Source organism: Collinsella sp. TF09-1AT, from assembly GCF_003436895.1.
Classification (GTDB): Bacteria; Actinomycetota; Coriobacteriia; order Coriobacteriales; family Coriobacteriaceae; genus Collinsella.
Genome location: NZ_QSRC01000004.1, coordinates 35,047 through 52,622 on the forward strand (window position 1 = coordinate 35,047; position 17,576 = coordinate 52,622).

General features: G+C 60.2%; 15 protein-coding genes and 1 riboswitch. Of the genes, 10 read left to right on the top strand and 5 right to left on the bottom strand.

Going from position 1 to position 17,576, the window contains the following annotated elements:
• Positions 1 to 159: 159 nt before the first annotated feature.
• From DXC90_RS04605 to DXC90_RS04625, 5 genes are all read left to right on the top strand, one after another.
• A complete protein-coding gene (locus DXC90_RS04605; protein ID WP_147351590.1) occupies positions 160 to 498 on the top strand; it encodes a hypothetical protein in 339 nt (112 codons plus the stop codon).
• Between the two features lie 82 nt (positions 499 to 580).
• A complete protein-coding gene (locus DXC90_RS04610) occupies positions 581 to 1,276 on the top strand; it encodes a Bax inhibitor-1 family protein (RefSeq protein WP_117734964.1) in 696 nt (231 codons plus the stop codon).
• A 138-nt stretch (positions 1,277 to 1,414) separates the two neighbouring features.
• A complete protein-coding gene (locus DXC90_RS04615; RefSeq protein ID WP_117734965.1) occupies positions 1,415 to 2,551 on the top strand; it encodes a TIGR02452 family protein in 1,137 nt (378 codons plus the stop codon).
• Positions 2,552 to 2,626: 75 nt separating this feature from the next.
• Complete coding sequence (locus DXC90_RS04620; protein WP_158550217.1) at positions 2,627 to 3,286, top strand: SGNH/GDSL hydrolase family protein; 660 nt, start codon at positions 2,627 to 2,629, stop codon at positions 3,284 to 3,286.
• Positions 3,287 to 3,371: 85 nt separating this feature from the next.
• Complete coding sequence (locus DXC90_RS04625; protein ID WP_233502162.1) at positions 3,372 to 3,977, top strand: pentapeptide repeat-containing protein; 606 nt, start codon at positions 3,372 to 3,374, stop codon at positions 3,975 to 3,977.
• Positions 3,978 to 4,038: 61 nt separating this feature from the next.
• Here DXC90_RS04625 and thiD read toward each other — a convergent pair whose 3' ends face one another.
• Positions 4,039 to 4,869 (bottom strand): bifunctional hydroxymethylpyrimidine kinase/phosphomethylpyrimidine kinase, encoded by an 831-nt coding sequence (gene thiD / locus DXC90_RS04630; protein WP_117734968.1) that lies wholly within the window; start codon positions 4,867 to 4,869, stop codon positions 4,039 to 4,041.
• Positions 4,870 to 5,049: 180 nt separating this feature from the next.
• On the bottom strand, positions 5,050 to 6,384 hold the full coding sequence (thiC, locus tag DXC90_RS04635) for a phosphomethylpyrimidine synthase ThiC (protein ID WP_117734969.1): 1,335 nt from the start codon (positions 6,382 to 6,384) through the stop codon (positions 5,050 to 5,052).
• Positions 6,376 to 6,492: riboswitch (TPP riboswitch) on the bottom strand. It overlaps the preceding gene by 9 nt.
• Before the next feature lie 62 nt (positions 6,493 to 6,554).
• Between thiC and DXC90_RS04640 the strand changes: the two genes are divergently transcribed.
• Positions 6,555 to 7,076, top strand: a complete 522-nt coding sequence (locus DXC90_RS04640; RefSeq protein WP_117734970.1) for a hypothetical protein — start codon at positions 6,555 to 6,557, stop codon at positions 7,074 to 7,076.
• 39 nt (positions 7,077 to 7,115) lie between these two features.
• Here the strand turns inward: DXC90_RS04640 and DXC90_RS04645 are convergent, their stop codons facing one another.
• Positions 7,116 to 7,925, bottom strand: a complete 810-nt coding sequence (locus DXC90_RS04645; RefSeq protein WP_117734971.1) for a YaaA family protein — start codon at positions 7,923 to 7,925, stop codon at positions 7,116 to 7,118.
• Positions 7,926 to 8,028: 103 nt separating this feature from the next.
• Positions 8,029 to 9,426 carry an aminopeptidase gene (locus tag DXC90_RS04650; RefSeq protein ID WP_117734972.1) on the bottom strand — a complete coding sequence of 466 codons (1,398 nt, stop codon included), beginning with the start codon at positions 9,424 to 9,426 and terminating at the stop codon, positions 8,029 to 8,031.
• Positions 9,427 to 9,592: 166 nt separating this feature from the next.
• Here DXC90_RS04650 and polA point away from each other — a divergent pair, with 166 nt between their 5' ends.
• Positions 9,593 to 12,343, top strand: a complete 2,751-nt coding sequence (gene polA, locus DXC90_RS04655) for a DNA polymerase I (protein ID WP_117734973.1) — start codon at positions 9,593 to 9,595, stop codon at positions 12,341 to 12,343.
• Positions 12,344 to 12,686: 343 nt separating this feature from the next.
• Here the strand turns inward: polA and DXC90_RS04660 are convergent, their stop codons facing one another.
• Positions 12,687 to 13,514, bottom strand: coding sequence for a Cof-type HAD-IIB family hydrolase (locus DXC90_RS04660; RefSeq protein WP_117734974.1), 828 nt, complete (start codon positions 13,512 to 13,514; stop codon positions 12,687 to 12,689).
• Between the two features lie 553 nt (positions 13,515 to 14,067).
• Between DXC90_RS04660 and DXC90_RS04665 the strand changes: the two genes are divergently transcribed.
• The 3 genes from DXC90_RS04665 (at position 14,068) to argH (ending at position 17,247) form a co-directional block, all read left to right on the top strand.
• Positions 14,068 to 15,294, top strand: a complete 1,227-nt coding sequence (locus DXC90_RS04665; protein ID WP_117734975.1) for an argininosuccinate synthase — start codon at positions 14,068 to 14,070, stop codon at positions 15,292 to 15,294.
• Positions 15,295 to 15,527: 233 nt separating this feature from the next.
• Positions 15,528 to 15,698 carry a hypothetical protein gene (locus DXC90_RS09515; RefSeq protein ID WP_158550218.1) on the top strand — a complete coding sequence of 57 codons (171 nt, stop codon included), beginning with the start codon at positions 15,528 to 15,530 and terminating at the stop codon, positions 15,696 to 15,698.
• 118 nt (positions 15,699 to 15,816) lie between these two features.
• On the top strand, positions 15,817 to 17,247 hold the full coding sequence (gene argH, locus DXC90_RS04670; RefSeq protein WP_117734976.1) for an argininosuccinate lyase: 1,431 nt from the start codon (positions 15,817 to 15,819) through the stop codon (positions 17,245 to 17,247).
• The last annotated feature ends 329 nt before the right edge of the window (positions 17,248 to 17,576 follow it).

The following is a 17,576-nucleotide window of genomic DNA, read 5'->3' on the forward strand; positions in this document are numbered from 1 at the left end:
AGAAGTGAATTTTTGGGTACTAAAATTGAATATTAGCCCTGTTGACCTCCGGTGTTCTTTTTGCTAACACGTCGTGCGGACGTGCGCATGCGGTCCGACACGCCAAAACCACAGCCTGTTCGCTTTACAATATGCAAACATGCGTTCGATAATAGGGGCATGGAATATCGACAGACAGATGGCAAAACTCGGCGCGTGCACAAGCAGTATGTGGACGTCGTGGCTCGCATCCTCGCGGGCGGACAAGTCGTGCCGGTCACCGTCTGCTGGGTTGACGGTCGCTGCTTTACGATTGACGAGATTGTCTCGACCACTGGGTTTGGCCTGACGGTTCACGGCATTCGTACGGCAACCTATAAGGTTCGTTTTGGCGGTCATGCGACCGAGTTGTATCTGGAGGACCAGGCGCGCGAACGGCCGGACGGCTTGCAGACCCACGTGATGCGTTGGTGGGTCTGGGCGTTTGACTGCACGCTCGAGGGTGGGCGCCGCAGGTAAAACGTGTGGCATTTGGGTACAATGGCAGAAATCTTGTCGCTTAAGGCGCTGCTGTCGCGGCGCTATCTGAAAGGACGAAAGCATGAATGATATCCAGGGCTATCAGAACGGCCCCATCGAGACCGGTGCAAGCCGTGCCAAGGAGATGTCGCCGCGTGCGTACAACCTTGTCATGTCCGCCCTGATCTTTTTGGGCTTTTGCGCCATGGGTGCCGGCGCCTACTTTACGAGCACCATGGCGTTTGCCCGCATGATGATGAGTGGCGCCGCTTTGCCGCTGGTCTTTGGCTCGTTTATTTTGACCATCGTCGGCATTGTCATGATGTCGGCTGCCGCGGGCAAGCAGTCTGTGGGCCTGTCGCTCACGGGTTACGTGATCTTTGCGAGCACCTTTGGCCTGACCGCGTCGTTTGGCCTTGCCAACTACGACCTGCCCACCATCAACACCGCCTTTATCGCCACCGCCGCCATTACCTTTGTCTTTGGCGCGCTGGGCGTGACCTTCCCCAAGTTCTTCCAGCGTGTGTATGGCATCGGATTTGGTATTCTGCTTGCCACCATTTTGGTTGAGATCGTGCTGATGTTTATGGGCGTTTCGCAAACCATCACCGACCTGATCGTGATTGTGGTGTTCGCCGGCTTTATTGGCTACGACACCTATGTGGCCACGACGGTGCCGCCCACGCTTCCCAATGCGGTGCTCATGGCGTCCAACCTGTTCGTGGATATCATCAATGTGTTCCTGCGCATCCTGAATATCCTTGGTCGTCGCGACTAGCGGCGAGTTGCAGCGGTGCTTGCCGCGCGCGTAAATCAATGCGAAAGGCGGTCCTTCGGGGCCGTCTTTTTTGTACGCGGCGGGGTATCATGGATGGGAAAAAGCCGATAACGGCAGCGACAGGAAAGGTGACCACTTATGGCAGACGTCGACAACAGGAACCGTAACCGCAGGACCGGCCGCGCAGGGCAGCCCAACCCCAAGCGCGAGGCCCGTGCCAAGGCCGCCGAGCGTCACGTGGCAACTGTGTCCGAGGCGTGTGCCAAGGATATCGAGCGCTCGCTTGCCGGCGTGCACGAATTCGACGGTATGCCTGCCGGTTTTGTCGCGGCGATGAAGGCCAAGGCCCAGGCGGCTGCGGCTGCCGAGGAGCAGGTTGCCGGGGTTGTGGAGGCTGACGCTGCCGAGGTCGAGGCCGCTGAGGTTGCGTCCGTCGAGACCGAGGTCACGGACGAGTTGGCGCCTGCCGAGGAACCCGCAGAGACCGAGCCCGCGCCTGCCGAGGAGCCCGCTCCGACCCTGCCCGAGGTCACCGTGCTTGATGCCTCCGCCACGCAGGCCATTCTGGATAACGGCCGCGGCTATGCGCAGTTCTGCGATATGGCCGTGCTTGCCTTTGCCTCGTTTACCAATCCGGGCGGAGGTTACATCCAGGGCTATCTGGGCCAGGAGGCCGCGCTCTGTGCCGATTCGTATCTGTACAATGTCCTCGATAAGCAGCGTAAGTGGTACGGCGAGAACCGTCGCCGCAACATCAACTGTGAGCTGTACCGCAACCGCGCGCTGGTGGTGCCCGCGGTGCGTTTTGACCGCAACCATGTGCATGCGTATGCCGACGTGATCGTTGCCGCCGCGCCCAACGTTAAGCGCGCCCGCCAGGAGTATCGCGTGAGCGACGATGCTCTGCTGGATGCCCTGCGCGACCGCATCCGCTTTGTACTCGCCATCTGCGACAAGTTGGGTCGCGAGAAGCTCGTGCTGGGCGCATGGGGCTGCGACAACAACGGCTTTGACGCCGAGGCCGTGGCTGAGCTCTTCCGCAAGGAGCTCGCATCGGGCGACTTCAAGGTCAAGCAGGTCTTCTTTGCTGTGCCCTCTACGCGCTGGGACGAGGACTTCGCCAAGTTCGAGCACGTGTTGGCAAACTTCCCCGAGCGCAACGAGGAGTCCTATGCCCAGGTTGCCGCCCGCGCTGCGGCCGCCCGTGCCGCCGAGCAGGCTCGGGCCGCTGCCGAGGACGATGAGGATGACGACGACTGGCGCAAATACTTGTAAACTGTGCGCGTGATGCGACATGCCGAGCCGACGTGGGCCGCTCCCGTCGGCTTTTTATTGAGTGGGGAGCTTACGATGAAAAACGTTCTATGCTTTGGCGACAGCAACACCTATGGTTACGATCCGGCTGGTATGCGCGACGGCACCGCGGTGCGCTATGCGCAGGATGTGCGCTGGTGCGGCGTGGCACAGCGTGACCTGGGCGAGGGCTGGCATGTGATCGAGGAGGGGCTCAACGGCCGCACGACGGTGCGCGACGATATGTGCCACCTGGACACTAACCTCAACGGCATTCGCGCGCTTCCGATGCTGCTCGAGGCCCATAAGCCGCTGGACGCCATTGTGATCATGCTGGGCACCAACGACTGCAAGACGGTCTTTAACGTGACGGCTTCCGATATAGCCCGTGGCGCCATGGCGCTGATTCGCGCCGTCCGCGCGTTTTCGTGGACCGACGCTGCGCCTTGTCCGCGCATTCTGCTGATGGCTCCCATCAAGATCAAGCCGCAAATCGCCGATGTGTATATGACCGATTTTGACGAGCATTCCGTCGAGGCCTCGGAGCATTTTGCCGAGTACTACGCGCACGTAGCCGAGCAGCTTGGCTGCGACTTTTTGAATGCCGCCGACTTTGCCGAGCCGGGCGATATCGACTATCTGCATATGATGCCCGAAAGCCACGAGAGCTTGGGACATGCCGTGGCAGCCAAGCTCCAAGAGATGCTCGGTGAGTAGCGCAGCCCCAAACCACCACAAAGGGGACAGGCACTTTTGTGGTGGTTTTGCCCGGGTAAACGAGCGGCTTGGCTGCCATATGGGCATGGATGAGCTCATTGACCTGTTTGCCGAGGGGGATGAGCTTGTCTTAAATACCGCTTTTGAGGAGCTGGAGCTCGCCTATGACGTGGCGAACGGTGCGACCTTTGACGGCATCGTGTTCCGCTCCTGCGTATTCGATGGCGTCGACTGGAGTGGTTCGACGTTTCGTGACGTCGTATTTCGCGGTTGTCGCTTTATCCGCTGCAATATGGAAGGCTGCTGGCTCAACCGATGCGACTTTGTTGATTGCTCGGCGCCGGGGCTCAACTTGGTCAAGGCGCGCCTGTCGAACGTTTCGTTTGCATCATGCGACCTGAGCTACGCGAACCTTTCGGAGGGACGCATTGGCCCCATCACGGCGTGCGATGTGCGCCTGACCGAGGCGGCGCTCCAGGGGGCCAAGTTGGGGCAGCTGCGCCTGGATAGCTGCGACCTGACGCGAGTTGATGTGTTCAAGACACCGCTATGTGGTGTTGATGTATCGCGCTGCACGTTTGAGGCTCCCGTTGTTTCGGGCGACTACCGTGAGTTGCGAGGCCTGACAGTCAATGCCGAACAGGCGCTCGCGCTTTCGGGCTTGCTCGGCATCCAACTCGCAGACGATTAAGTGGTAAAAGAAAAACCACCACAAAGGTGCCTGTCCCCTTTGTGGTGGTTTTGCTGCAGGGCTAGTAATTCCACATGTGGTTGACGGGGCCGGAACCTTTGCCCATGTCAAAGCCGGCGGCGAGGGCGCCCGTTAGGTAGGCCTTGCCGGCGTTGACGGCGTCGGCAAGATCCATGCCCTGGGCCAGCGCGCAGGCGATAGCGGACGAGAGCGTGCAGCCGGTGCCATGCGTGTTGCCGGTCTCGATGCGCTTGTGACGGAACCATGTGGTGAGCGGATCGCCCAGGTGGTTGCCCTCGTCATCGAGCGGCGCGGGCTCCGCCAGCACGTCGTTGGCCTCGTTGACAAGATGTCCGCCTTTAACCAAAGACGCGCATCCAAAGCGGCGGGTGAGGAGCATGGCGGCATTTTGCTGCGTGCGCTCGGAATCGACCTCGTAGTCGAGCAGTGCCATGGCCTCGGGGATATTGGGTGTGATGACGGTCGCCAACGGGAACAGGCGACGCGTGAGCGCCTCGGCCGCGTCCTCGGCAATGAGTCGAGCGCCCGAGGTGGCTACCATGACGGGGTCCACGACCACGTTCGTTGCGTTCCAGGCGCTCAAGCGGTCGGCGATGACTTCGATAATCTCGACAGAAGAAACCATGCCGATCTTGACGGCGCTCGGGCGGATGTCGTCAAAGACGGCGTCGATCTGCGCGGCGACGATATCTGGCGAGATATTCTGCACGGCGGTGATGCCCAGGGTGTTTTGCGCCGTGATGGCGGTTATGGCCGTCTCGGCATACAGACGGTGCGCCGTAATGGTCTTGATGTCGGCCTGAATGCCGGCGCCACCGCTGGAATCGGATCCTGCGATGGACAGGACGGCAGGTACCTTGCTGCGATCCATGTTCGCTCCCTTGTTCGGTCGGAATCAAATGGGTCTTTAAGCTAGCATTATAAAGATGCCCGGGCCGACTCTATGTCGAACCCGGGCGGGCGGTGCAATCTTTACGCAAATGCAAGAAAATGTTCACACGTCAACAACGGTCGACGTCGCGGTGCTTCCAAAAGCAATCGTGGCGACGAGTTAGTCCTCCATGCCGAGGTCGATCGTCGTGCCTTCGAACACCTTGTTGACAGTGCGAACGGCGCACATCTTGCCGCACATGGTGCAGGTGCCCTCGGTGGCGGCGGGGGATTCCTCGTAGCGCTTCTTGCCGGTGACCGGGTCGAGGGCGCACTTCCACATGGCGTCCCAGTCGAGCTTGCGGCGTGCCTGACCCATCCTGTCGTCCATGTCACGGGCGTGCGGTACCTTCTTGGCGATGTCGGCGGCGTGTGCGGCAATCTTGGTGGCCATGAGGCCATCGAGCACATCCTGAGCGTTGGGCAGGCACAGGTGCTCGGCCGGCGTCACGTAGCACAAAAAGTCGGCACCCGAGCTCGCGGAGATGGCGCCACCAATGGCGGCGGTGATGTGGTCGTAGCCCACGCCGATATCGGTCACCAGCGGCCCCAGCACATAGAACGGGGCGTTGTGGCACAGGCGCTTCTGCAGCTTCATGTTGGCGGCGATCTCGTCGAGCGCCATGTGACCCGGACCCTCGACCATGACCTGGACGCCGGCGGCCCAGGCGCGCTTGCACAGCTTGCCCAGCTCGATCATCTCGGCGGTCTCGGTTGCGTCGTTGGAGTCGTAGAGGCAGCCCGGGCGGCAGGAGTCGCCGAGCGAAATCGTCACGTCGTACTCGTGGCAGATCTCGAGCACCTCGTCGTAGAACTCGTAGAAGGGGTTCTCGTTACCGGTGACCTCCATCCAACCAAACAGCAGCGAGCCGCCGCGGCTGACGATGTTCATGAGGCGGCCAGTCTCCTTAAAGGTCTTGATGACCGACTTGTTGATGCCGCAGTGGATGGTCATAAAGTCCACGCCGTCCTCGGCATGCGCGCGCACGACCTCGAGCAGATCGTCCTTGGTCAGCTTGACCAGCGGCTTTTCCATGTAGCCGATGGCATCGTACATGGGGACGGTGCCCACCATGAGCGGTGTCTCGTCGATGAGCTGCTGGCGGAACTGGCGCGTCTTGCCCGAGTTGGAGAGGTCCATGATGGCGTCGGCGCCAAAGTCCTCGGCGATCTTGACCTTCTTCCACTCCTCGGCGGCATCGGCCTTATCGCCCGAGATGCCCAGGTTGACGTTGACCTTGGTGGACAGGCCCTCACCGACGCCAAAGGCGCGCATGCCTTTTTTGATATGCACGATGTTGGCGGGGATGGCGATGCGGCCGTCGGCCACGCGCTCGCGGATGTACTCGGGGTCGCGATGCTCGCGCTCGGCAACCTCCTTCATCTGCGGCGTGATCTGCCCGGCGCGGGCGAAGTCGATTTGCGTGACGAGCTTGGGCTCGGTCTGTGTGCTCATTGGCACGGCTCCCTTCGTTGGCATTACCCATATCAGGTTTGCGGGTCAGGGCGGGCGCGCCCAATCTCAGCCTGCCGTCTTGTCCTGCAAGCCCCCCGTTATGTCATGGGCTCAAGTATAGCCTGAATGGGTACGATTGGGCCAACGAGCGTGCTTGCGGGGAGGCGAACATGGAAGACAAGCATCTATATCGAGAGACGCAATGGGATGTATCGGCCGAGGAAAGCCGTGCGCACCATGGCCTTGTCGCGATTGGTTTTGCGGTGCTTGCCGTGCTGGTGATTGCCTTTTGTATCTGGACGTTTGGTGGTCGCGGCGGCGCTGCATGGGAGTTCGAGGCTGATGATAGCCTACCGATTATGACGGTGAGGAGTACTGGCGGTAATGCCAATACGCTCGCCGTTCCGGGCGATTATTGGTACCCGCGCGATGAGTTTGTGCAGTTGCAGCTGAGTGGTGGATCCATTCCAGGTGAAGAAATCGAACGCGTGACGTTTGATGCGGCGCTCAAAACGCTGACGGTGAAGCTCAAAAATCAAGGAGACGTTCCCACGACGATGGATATCGCGCTGGCGGAATGGCGCCTGGAGCCCCCGTCGGGCGCCAAAGTGTCCGAGGTGGAGCACGTCAAGATTACCTATCAGGACGGCTTGACAAATGAAATTGCCAAAGCCGACGGCTTGGCGGAATAGACGCCGTGCCTAGGTAGCACATTCAAAGTAGCGGTGGTCCTACAAGGCCTGTTCGTTCAGGAAGACCAAAGTGTTTTTATTTGAAAGCTCGGGAAAGTGACGATAACCAACGTCGAACGCGGTGAGCCCGCTTACATCCTCGAGCTTGTTTTCTGCCATCCACCGCACCATGGAGCCGCGCGCCTTTTTGCTGGCGGTCGACCGTTGGATGGGCTTCCCGTTGTGGATACCCTCGCCAAAGAGGCATGTGACGGCCGTGGCGTCGCCCGCGAGGTGGGGCAGAACGGCTTTGGCATACTCTACGCTGGCGAGGTTGACGATCGTGGTGTTTGAGTCCGCCGGGGCGATAGCCCGCGCGAGCTTGTCGCTCCAAAACGCGTAGAGGTCTCGGGCATCGTCAACGGCGAGCTTCGCGCCCATCTCCAGCCGATACGGTTCGACGGCATGAAAGGGACGAACGCATCCGTAAAGGCCCGAGAGGATCCACAAATGGTCTTGCAACCATGCGAGCTGCGCGGAATCCATCACCTCGGGCGCCATACTCTGGTATTGAATGCCGTGATAGGACATGACGGCAGGGGAGAGGTGACGGGCGAGTTCGGGATTGTCGAGATCGCCGTTTTTCAGGATGGGCCCGAACTCATGCAGGGTGTTGAGGCAAGGCCCCAGCAGTTTGTCACTCACGTTCCATAGCGCTTGCAGGCCGCCGCTGCCTTCATTTCGTTCGATATCTAGCAGTGCGCAGTGGAGGCGAGCCGTCTCGTGCGCAAAAGGTGGAATGCCCAGGACTTCAAAAGCATCTTGGGCCGCGCGCATCTGCTTGGCGGGCGAAATGATGATCTGCAGCATGGACTCTCCTCTGCCAAAAAGGAAGTTGCGGTGGAATACAGTCTGTTTGGGCCGTTTATGGGCCAGTTTAGTCCGTATTTCACCGCAACTGATGAAGGGCTGGTTAGGCGCGCTCGATGAAGGCCTTGTAGCCGCGATAGGCCTCGTAGATATCGGCCTTGTTGGCGACCTCCCACAGGGCGTGCATGGACAGGACGGCAACGCCGGAGTCGATGACGTTCATGCCATACTCGGCCATGATGTAGGCGATGGTGCCGCCGCCGCCCGCGTTGACGCGGCCGAGCTCGCAGGTCTGGAAGTCCACGCCGGCCTCGTCCATGATGTCGCGGATGAGGGCCACATACTCGGCGTCGGCATCGTTGGAGCCGCCCTTGCCGCGGCTGCCCGTGTACTTGTTAAAGCACAGGCCGCGACCCATAAAAGCTGCATTCTTAGTCTCGAACTTACCGGCATAGCCCGGGTCAAAGCCGGCGGACACGTCAGAGGAGAGCATGCGGCTGCGGGCGAGTGCGCGGCGCAGGGCCAGCGGGCTGCTCTCGCCGGCGAGCGTCATGATCTCGGCGACGGTGTTCTCGAAGAAGCGGCTCGTCATGCCGGTGGCGCCCACGGAGCCGATCTCCTCCTTGTCGACGATGAGCGTGATGCTCGTGCGCTCGACGTCTGCCACGTTGATCTGGGCGAGCATGGAGGGGTAGGCGCAGACGCGGTCATCGTGGCCATAGCCCAAGATCATGGAGCGGTCGAGGCCCATGTCGCGGGCGGGGCCGGCGGGCACGACTTCGATCTCGGCGGAGAGGAAGTCCTCTTCCTCGACGTCGTACTGTTCCTTGAGGATATCCAGGAACATCTGCTTGACGGGCTCCTTGGGGGCGTCCTTGTCGTCCTCGTCAAACTTGACGGGGCGGCCGCCCACGATCACGTCGAGGATCTCGGCGTCGACGGCGTCCTTGGCGGGCTTGGACATCTGCTCGCTCGAGAGGTGGATCAGCAGGTCGGAGATGGTAAAGACCGGGTCGTCTGCCTTGTCGCCGATGTTGATGTCGACGGTGGTGCCGTCCTTTTTGCAGATGACGCCCACAAGCGCGAGCGGGGAAGCGACCCAGTGGTAGCTCTTGACGCCGCCATAGTAGTGCGTGTCGAGGTAGGCCATGTCGCCGGCCTCGAAGGCGGGGTTCTGCTTGAGGTCCAGGCGCGGCGAGTCCACGTGGGCGCCCAGGATGTTAAAGCCCTGCTCGAGCGGGGCGGTGCCAAGGTTGACGAGCATAAGGTCCTTGCCGTGGTTGGCGGCGTACACCTTGTCGCCTGCCTTGAGCTCGCGGCCCTCGGCGATCACGGTCTCCAGGTTGACGTAGCCCGCCTCCTCGGCCATCTTGATGCCGGTCTTGACGCACAGGCGCTCGGTCTTGTTCTCACTCAAAAACTTCTTATAGCCGCGGCAAAGCTCCTCGAGCTCCTCGATTTGCTGTGGCGTGTACTTTTTCCATGCGCAGGGACGCTCCATGACGCAGGCTCCTTTCGGATCGATCGTGCTGGTTAATGTACCGTGAGCCATCGTATCATGCGCGGGCGCGCGGTGGCGGGGGAGCTTGATGTGCGGTGGCCGCGAGGCGGGGAGCGTGTAAACTGGTGGGAGCAAATCGTGCCCAGCCCAAAGCGAGGTATTCAATATGTCTGACAAGCGCCGCACCTTTGCCGTTATCGACGGCAACTCGCTCATGCACCGCGCCTTCCACGCCGTGCCGCCCACCATGAACGCGCCGGACGGTCGCCCCACCAACGCGATCTTTGGCTTTCTGAACATGTTTCTCAAGATGATCGACGCCTTTAACCCCGACGGTGTGGTCGTGGCGTTTGATAAGGGCAAGCCGCGCGTGCGCATGGAGATGCTGCCGCAGTATAAGGCGCAGCGCCCGCCCATGGACCCCGACCTGCACGCGCAGTTCCCCATGATTAAGGAGCTGCTCGCTGCGCTCAACGTGCCGATTTTGCAGTCCGAGGGCTGGGAAGGCGACGATATCCTGGGCACCATGGCGCGCCTGGGCGAGGAAGCCGGCTGCGACATGCTGCTGGTGACCGGCGACCGCGACATGTATCAGCTCGTGACCGAGCACGTCAACGTGGTCTCGACCCGCAAAGGCCTGTCCGACGTGGCGATTATGACGCCCGAGAGCGTGGACGACCTGTATCACGGCATTACACCGGCGCTCGTGCCCGATTTTTACGGCCTGAAGGGCGATACTTCCGACAACATTCCCGGCGTGCCGGGCATCGGCCCCAAAAAGGCGAGCGCGCTCATCGCGCAGTACGGCAGCTTGGACGAGGTCATCGCACATGCCGACGAGGTCAAGGGCAAGATGGGCGAGAACCTGCGCGCGCATATCGACGACGCGCTGCTGAGCCGCAAGGTCGCAACCATTCGTACCGACGCGCCTGTCGAGCTCGACTTTGATGCGACGTCCTTCCCGGCGTTTTCTGCCGACGAGGTGTCCGCTGCGCTGGGCACGCTCGGCATTACGGCCATGCAGAACCGTTTTTTGGCGCTGATTGGCGGCGAGGGCGGGGCTGCGGCCGCTGCTAGAACGTTTGAGATGCCCACGATTGAGCGCACCGCTGCCGGCGATGCCGAGGCGCTTGCTGACGTGGCGTCCGAGGTTTCGCGTGCGATCGAGGCGGGCGAGTGGGTCGCCACCGTGGTGGACGATGACAAGGAAGAGGGCGCGCTCTTTGGACTGACGCGCACGCTGTGGTTGGCGACGTCCAAGGGCCTCTTCGCGCTCGAGGAGGGCGACAGCTGCGCGGCGGCTGAGGTTGAGGGCTTCAACTTCGTCCACGGCGTGATTGCTGGCGTGCTCGCGCGTCTGTTTATGGAGGGTCGCGTGGCGAGCCCGGATATGAAGGTGCTGTTGCACGAGCTTTCGCCCATCGATTCTTCTGAGCCCGAGCTCATGGATCCGCTGGCAGTCGATTCTACGCGCATCTTCGATACCGTGGTTGCCGCCTACCTGCTGGATTCCGACCGCTCCGAGTTCGATGAGGCATATCTTGCCGATACGTATCTGCAGATGGCGCTGCCTGCGGCGCGCGGCGCAGAGGGTGCCGGCGAGGACGCTCCGGCACCTGCCGCCCGTACTGCGGCTCTGACGCTGGCGCTCGTGGCGCCGTTGCGCGAGTGCATGGCCCGCGAGAACGCCGCCAACGTGTTCGATGGCATCGAGATGCCGCTCGTTCCGGTACTTGCCAAGATGGAGCGCGCGGGCATGCTCGTGGACCCCGAGCGCCTGCACAGTCTGTCCGAGGGTCTGGCGACCCAGATTGCCGAGGTCGAGCGCAGCATTCGCGACCTGGCGGGTGATGAGACGTTTAACATCGGTAGTCCCATGCAGCTGTCGCACGTGCTCTTTGATGTGATGGGGCTTCCGACCAAGGGCCTCAAGAAGACTAAGCGCGGCTATTATTCGACCAATGCCAAGGTGTTGAGCGATCTTGCCCGCGACCACGAGATCGTGCGCCTGATTTTGGACTGGCGTGAGAAGTCCAAGATCAAGTCAACCTATCTGGACACGCTGGGCCCGCTGCGCCGTGGTGACGGTCGTGTGCACACCACGTACAACCAGACCATCACGGCAACGGGGCGTCTGTCCTCGAGCGACCCGAACCTGCAGAACATCCCGACGCGCTCGGAGCTGGGCCGCACCGTCAAAACGGCGTTTTCGGCAGGCGAGGGAAGCGTCTTTTTGGCGGTGGACTACTCGCAGATCGAGCTGCGTCTGCTGGCGCATCTTTCGGGTGACGAGCACCTGGTGCGCGCCTTTAACGAGGGCGAGGACTTCCATGCCGAGACAGCCGCGCGCGTGTTTGGCGTACCGGTGTCCGAGGTAACGCCCGATTTGCGCAGCCGCGCCAAGGCCGTGAACTTTGGCATCGTGTACGGCCAGCAGGCCTACGGCCTGTCGCAGTCGCTGCATATCTCGATGGCCGAGGCACGTGACATGATCGACCGCTACTACGAGGCATACCCGGGCGTGCGCACGTTCCTCGACAACGTGGTGGCACGTGCCAAGCAGACGGGCTACGCCGAGACCATGTACGGCCGCCGTCGCCATATTCCGGAGCTCAAGGCCAAAAATCCGCAGCTCCGCGGTTTTGGCGAGCGCACGGCCATGAACCACCCCATGCAGGGAACCGCGGCCGACATCATCAAGATCGCGATGGCCCGCGTAAGCCGCCGCCTGGAAGAAGAGGGCTTTGCCGCCCACATGATTCTGCAGGTACACGACGAACTGGACTTTGAGTGCCCCGTCGACGAAGTCGAGCGCCTCACCGCCATGGTCCGCGACGTCATGGAGCATGTGGTGGAGCTCCGCGTACCGTTAATCGCCGAAGCCAGCACCGGCATAACCTGGGCCGACGCCAAATAGGAAAGCGCTCCGTAAGGCAAGCTCGCCCAAGACGCAAGCCCCCACATACTTAAGATTTGGGACAAACACTACTGATTAATTTGTCCCACAGTAACCAAAACAGAGGGGAGCCCCTCCCAACAAGGAGCTCCCCTCTGCTCAAATCATTTCAGCTAAGTATCTAGACACTCAAGACGCCATCTTGGCGGCAGGAAAGTAAACCTAGGGCCTGGCCGGGCGGCACGGGATAACTTTTCGTAGATTCCGCACGCAAAGAAAGCCACTTAATGTGGCTTTCGTCTTGCGCAGGACCTGACCGAGCGAAAAGTTATCCCGTGCCGCCCGGTCAGGCCCGATGGGACGGCTACCGAGCCGCCAAGATGGCATCGATGAGCGTCAGTACGCCCCCGTCGTTGTTGCTCGGAATGCGCCACTTAGCATGCGCGTTCATATGCTCCTCGGCGTTGTCCACGATAAAGCTGTGACCGACGCGCTCAAGCATGGGGATGTCGTTGTACGTATCGCCCACGGCGGCGGCATCGGCGATATCGATGCCGAGTTGCTCGCACAGGTGCGCGACGCCCGAACCCTTGTCGACGCCCAGGTTCATAAAGTCGATCCACTCGCGGCCGGCATTGGTGACATAGAGCTGATCCGAGAACGCGGGGTTGTAGTCCTCGCGAAATGCGGGCTCGGCATCGTAGGCGGGGAAGAAGATCGAGATCTTGTTGGAGTCGACGTCGAGGCCCTCAAAGGTATCGACGTAGTTGATCGTGTTGTAGTAAACGCTGAGCTCGTCGTGGTATTGATGGTCGCGAGCAAGCACGTAAAACTCGTCGAAGCAGCACAGGACGGGGACAGCGTGCGGATCCTCCGAGGCGCGGCTCAAGACCTGCTGATACAGCGCCACATCGATAGTGCTCTTATAGATATAGTTGCCGCGGTAGATCACGCAGGCTCCGTTATCGGGGCAGAAAGCAAGGCGGTTTTTGATGCCCTCGAACATCTCCTCGAGCTTGGGGGCGGGACGTCCGCTGGCGGGGCAGAACACGATGCCAGCCTCGGCGAGCTTTTCCAGGCGCTCATCGAGGCCCTGGGGCAGTACGCGCTCGTCGGTCAGCAATGTCTTGTCCATATCGACGGCAAGGATCTTGATGTTGCCGATAGCGGCGTCCGATTCGTAAGTTTGCATAAAAGCGCCTTTCCGTTTCTAAATTGTTTCGGGCGGAATAACCCTCCGGTTGGTAATCGAGCGTATTTTCGCAGGAACGAAGCCTGTTTGCATCACGATTCACAAAGTAATGAAAAAACTTTTCAGAAATTTGAATTTGTCGCTTGTACTGCGGGCACTTTAGCGTAATATAGCGACCATCGAAAACGGAGACGGAAAAACAACCGCTTACCGAGGAAAAGGTACCGTTTGCGATATTTGAATTGCGCCCGGCGATATGTGAAAGGAGAGGCAGATGCAGTTCGTAAAGATTATCACCACTGCAGACAATGCCATCCGACGCCAGCGCGCAATTTCCCGACGACGATAACAATCGTCTCTGTCCGCATGGGGCGAATTGCCTCAACAGAGTCATTTTGAGGTCGTTGGGTTTTAGCACGACATTGCTGCATGTTTCTAGGGCATGTATGTGCTGATTTTGCTTTTTAACCTGATATTGCACGGTATTTGACCTTGAAATGACTTGCAACTGACCGATGTTCTAACTAGCTACCAAGGGCGAAAGGAAACAGCCATGAGCAAGGAAAAAGTCGTTCTCGCATATTCCGGTGGCCTTGATACATCCGTATGTGTCAAGTGGCTCCAAGACGAGAAGAATCTCGATGTCGTTTGCGTCTGCGGCAACGTGGGCCAGGAGGAGACCGGCCTGGACGCCAAGAAGCAGAAGGCACTCGACCTGGGCGTTCTCGATTGCCAGGTGCTCGACCTGCGCGACGAATTCTCCGATGAGTTCCTGACTAAGGCCATCGCCGCCAACTCCATGTATGAGAACAAGTACCCGCTGCTCTCCGCCCTGTCTCGTCCGCTGCTCGCCAAGAAGCTCGTCGAGGTCGCTCACGAGTTTGGTGCGACCTACGTTGCCCATGGCTGCACCGGCAAGGGTAACGACCAGGTTCGTTTTGAGGCTGCCGTCAAGGCCCTCGATCCCGTGCTTAAGGTTATCGCTCCGGTTCGTGAGTGGGATCTGAAGTGCCGCCCCGACGAGGTCGCCTATGCCCACGCCCACAACGTGCCGGTTCCCGAGGGTGCCAACGACAACCCCTATTCCATCGACGACAACCTGTGGGGTCGCGCCATTGAGTGCGGCCATCTGGAGGATCCCTGGAACGAGCCGCTCGACGACGCTTGGGTTATGACCAAGAATCCCGAGGACACGCCCGACATCCCGACCTACACCGAGATTGAGTTTGAGGCCGGCAAGCCCGTCGCCGTCGACGGCAAGAAGATGAAGCTCTCCGAGATCGTCATCGCCCTCAACAAGATTTCGGGCGACAACGGCTTTGGCCGTCTCGACCTGGTCGAGGACCGTCTGGTGGGCCTCAAGAGCCGCGAGTGCTACGAGGTTCCCGGCGCCCTGACGCTTATCACCGCCCATAAGGCGCTCGAGGACATTTGCGTTGAGGGCGATCTGCTCAAGACCAAGATCAAGCTCGAGCAGGATTGGGCTACCGCCGTGTACAACGGCCAGTGGTATAGCCCGCTCAAAAACGCGCTCGACGCCTTTATGGCCGACACCCAGAAGTTCGTGACCGGCACCGTCCGTCTGAAGTTCTTTAAGGGCAACTGCCACGTTGTCGGCCGCAAGAGCCCCTTCAGCCTCTACGACTACGGTCTGGCTACCTACGACCGCGACACCACGTTTGACGAGAAGGCCAGCGCCGGCTTTATCGAGATCGATACGCTGTCGCTCAAGACGTGGGCAAAGGTCCAGGGCCCCAGCTCTGCTGCCGCCCAGGCCTAGCGCCTCCTTCCCTCGGTATCCGCGCGGCCCATCCGCGTGATACATAACGGGCGCACGGGGTCCCTACCTTTCGTTATGCTTGCTGACACTTCTTAACATCGGTGGCCCCTACGTTCCGCCCGCATATATGATGCCGCGTCTGCGGCTGAGTCCGAGCCCCGCCGGGGTTGTCCGGCGGGGCTCCTTCTATCAATTTGGCGGCTCTGCGCCTATATATATGAGGAGTATCCATTATGTTCAATGCTATCGCGCATGCTTTACTTGCCCTCGCGCCCGAGTTCGATGCTGCAAGGGTCGAGGACGTCCCTATGAGCCTGAAGGCCTGGATCGATGGTTCGCAGGGCAACATCCGGAGGGAGACGTTGGGCGCCAAGTGCATGGCGCGTCACTTCTTTGCAAATTAGCTACATGGCTCCGCACACGGTGGGGGATGTGCAAAACTAGCGGTTGATAAATCGCTTTAGGGACAGGGTGCCTTGCTTTGGGCGCTTGTTTAGGTATTTGATGAAAGGAGACGGTTCCATGGCTCTTTGGGGCGGTCGTTTTGAGGCGGGCGTGGCCGAGGTCACGCAGGAGTTTGGCGCGTCGCTGCCGGTCGACAAACATCTTTATAAGCAGGATATCGCCGGCTCTAAGGCACATGCCAAGATGCTGGCCGCCCAGGGCATCATCAGTGCCGAGGACGAGCAGGCGATCTCCGAGGGCCTGATCGGAATTGAGCAGGATATCGATGCGGGCAACTTTACCTTCGACATCAACGACGAGGACATTCATATGTCCATCGAGAGCGAGCTGACGCGTCGCATCGGCGAGGCGGGCAAGCGCTTGCATACCGGACGTTCGCGCAACGACCAGGTTGCGACCGATACGCGCCTGGGCGTCAAGGCGCTCGCCAAGGAGCTCATGGAGGCCAATCTTTCGTTTCGCCATGTGCTGGTGGATGCCGCTAAGAAGTACGACAAAGTGATTCTACCTGGCTATACGCACATGCAGCATGCTCAGCCCGTGCTGCTGTCGCATCATTTGCTGGCGTATTCCTGGATGTTCGCGCGCGACTTTACGCGCCTGAAGGCCGCCTTTGATGCCGCCGACAACTGCCCGCTGGGTGCTGCCGCGCTTGCCGGCACGAGCTATCCGCTCGATCGCCAGATGACGGCTGCCGAACTTGGCTTTGCGGGTGTGATCCCTAACTCGCTCGACGCTGTTTCCGATCGCGATTTCCTGCTCGATCTGCATTACGCTGGCTCCGTTATGGCCATGCATCTGTCGCGTCTTTCCGAGGAGATCGTGCTGTGGTCGAGCTCCGAATTTGGCTTTATCACGCTTTCCGACTCTTACTCCACCGGCTCGTCCATCATGCCGCAGAAGAAAAATCCCGACTTTGCCGAGCTGATCCGCGGCAAGAGCGGCCGCGTCTACGGCAACCTGGTGCAGCTGCTTGTAACCATGAAGGGCCTGCCGCTTGCTTATAACAAGGACTTGCAGGAGGACAAGGAGGGTGCGCTCGATACCGCTCACACGCTCATGCAGTGCCTGTCCGTTATGGCCGGCATGATTTCGACTTGGACCGTCAACGAGGATGCCATGGCGCGCGAGTGCGGCGTGGGGCACCTTGCCGCCACCGACGTTGCCGACTACCTGGCTAAGCGCGGCTTGCCATTCCGCGAGGCGCACGCTGTGGTGGGGCACCTGGTCCTGATGTGTGAGAAGCGCGGCTGCAATCTTGAGGACCTGCCGTTTGAGGTGTTCCAGGAGGCGAGCCCGCTTTTTGAGCGCGATATTACCGAGGCGCTCGATATCCCGTCGATTGTTGCTGCGCGCACGACCGAGGGCGGTACCGCTCCTGCCGCCGTTGCCGTCCAGCTGGAGCGTGCCGAGGTACAGCTCGTGGCCGACGAGGGCGTGTTTGGGTCGCTGACCAAGGTCGTCGAGATGGGCCACGAGGCAAAGTAAGGGTTTGCTTGAGGCTTATTGGCCATTTATTGATAAATCGTTTTTGCTTCTTACGGGCGTCTGCTGATGTGGGCGTCTGTATTTTGTTGTAATGGGGAAGGGGCTTGTCGAGAACTTCTGTAGGACCTTTGGGCAGGTTGTGAAAGGGGGTACGTTCACAGGCGGCAACCGACCGTCCGCTCGGTTCGGTGCGGTTGATGGGCAGTCGGATGGTACTCTAGTCGGGCTTCGAAACAGAAGTGACACATATGGAACGCTTCAATTAATTGCAGCGATTCAATAAACATCTTTTTGTTTAACTGCAGCTAAAACTCTGTTACGATGCAGTC

Excerpts from the sequence above, each read along its gene's own strand:
- thiD (WP_117734968.1), bottom strand. The coding sequence starts at position 4,869 with ATGGATCGCAGCAAGGTACCTGCCGTCCTGTCCATCGCAGGATCCGAT.
- DXC90_RS04645 (WP_117734971.1), bottom strand. The coding sequence starts at position 7,925 with ATGCTGCAGATCATCATTTCGCCCGCCAAGCAGATGCGCGCGGCCCAA.
- DXC90_RS04650 (WP_117734972.1), bottom strand. The coding sequence starts at position 9,426 with ATGGAGCGTCCCTGCGCATGGAAAAAGTACACGCCACAGCAAATCGAG.
- DXC90_RS04625 (WP_233502162.1), top strand. The coding sequence starts at position 3,372 with ATGGATGAGCTCATTGACCTGTTTGCCGAGGGGGATGAGCTTGTCTTA.
- DXC90_RS04660 (WP_117734974.1), bottom strand. The coding sequence starts at position 13,514 with ATGCAAACTTACGAATCGGACGCCGCTATCGGCAACATCAAGATCCTT.
- DXC90_RS04640 (WP_117734970.1), top strand. The coding sequence starts at position 6,555 with ATGGAAGACAAGCATCTATATCGAGAGACGCAATGGGATGTATCGGCC.
- argH (WP_117734976.1), top strand. The coding sequence starts at position 15,817 with ATGGCTCTTTGGGGCGGTCGTTTTGAGGCGGGCGTGGCCGAGGTCACG.
- DXC90_RS04665 (WP_117734975.1), top strand. The coding sequence starts at position 14,068 with ATGAGCAAGGAAAAAGTCGTTCTCGCATATTCCGGTGGCCTTGATACA.
- DXC90_RS04610 (WP_117734964.1), top strand. The coding sequence starts at position 581 with ATGAATGATATCCAGGGCTATCAGAACGGCCCCATCGAGACCGGTGCA.
- polA (WP_117734973.1), top strand. The coding sequence starts at position 9,593 with ATGTCTGACAAGCGCCGCACCTTTGCCGTTATCGACGGCAACTCGCTC.
- thiC (WP_117734969.1), bottom strand. The coding sequence starts at position 6,384 with ATGAGCACACAGACCGAGCCCAAGCTCGTCACGCAAATCGACTTCGCC.
- DXC90_RS04605 (WP_147351590.1), top strand. The coding sequence starts at position 160 with ATGGAATATCGACAGACAGATGGCAAAACTCGGCGCGTGCACAAGCAG.
- DXC90_RS09515 (WP_158550218.1), top strand. The coding sequence starts at position 15,528 with ATGTTCAATGCTATCGCGCATGCTTTACTTGCCCTCGCGCCCGAGTTC.
- DXC90_RS04615 (WP_117734965.1), top strand. The coding sequence starts at position 1,415 with ATGGCAGACGTCGACAACAGGAACCGTAACCGCAGGACCGGCCGCGCA.
- DXC90_RS04620 (WP_158550217.1), top strand. The coding sequence starts at position 2,627 with ATGAAAAACGTTCTATGCTTTGGCGACAGCAACACCTATGGTTACGAT.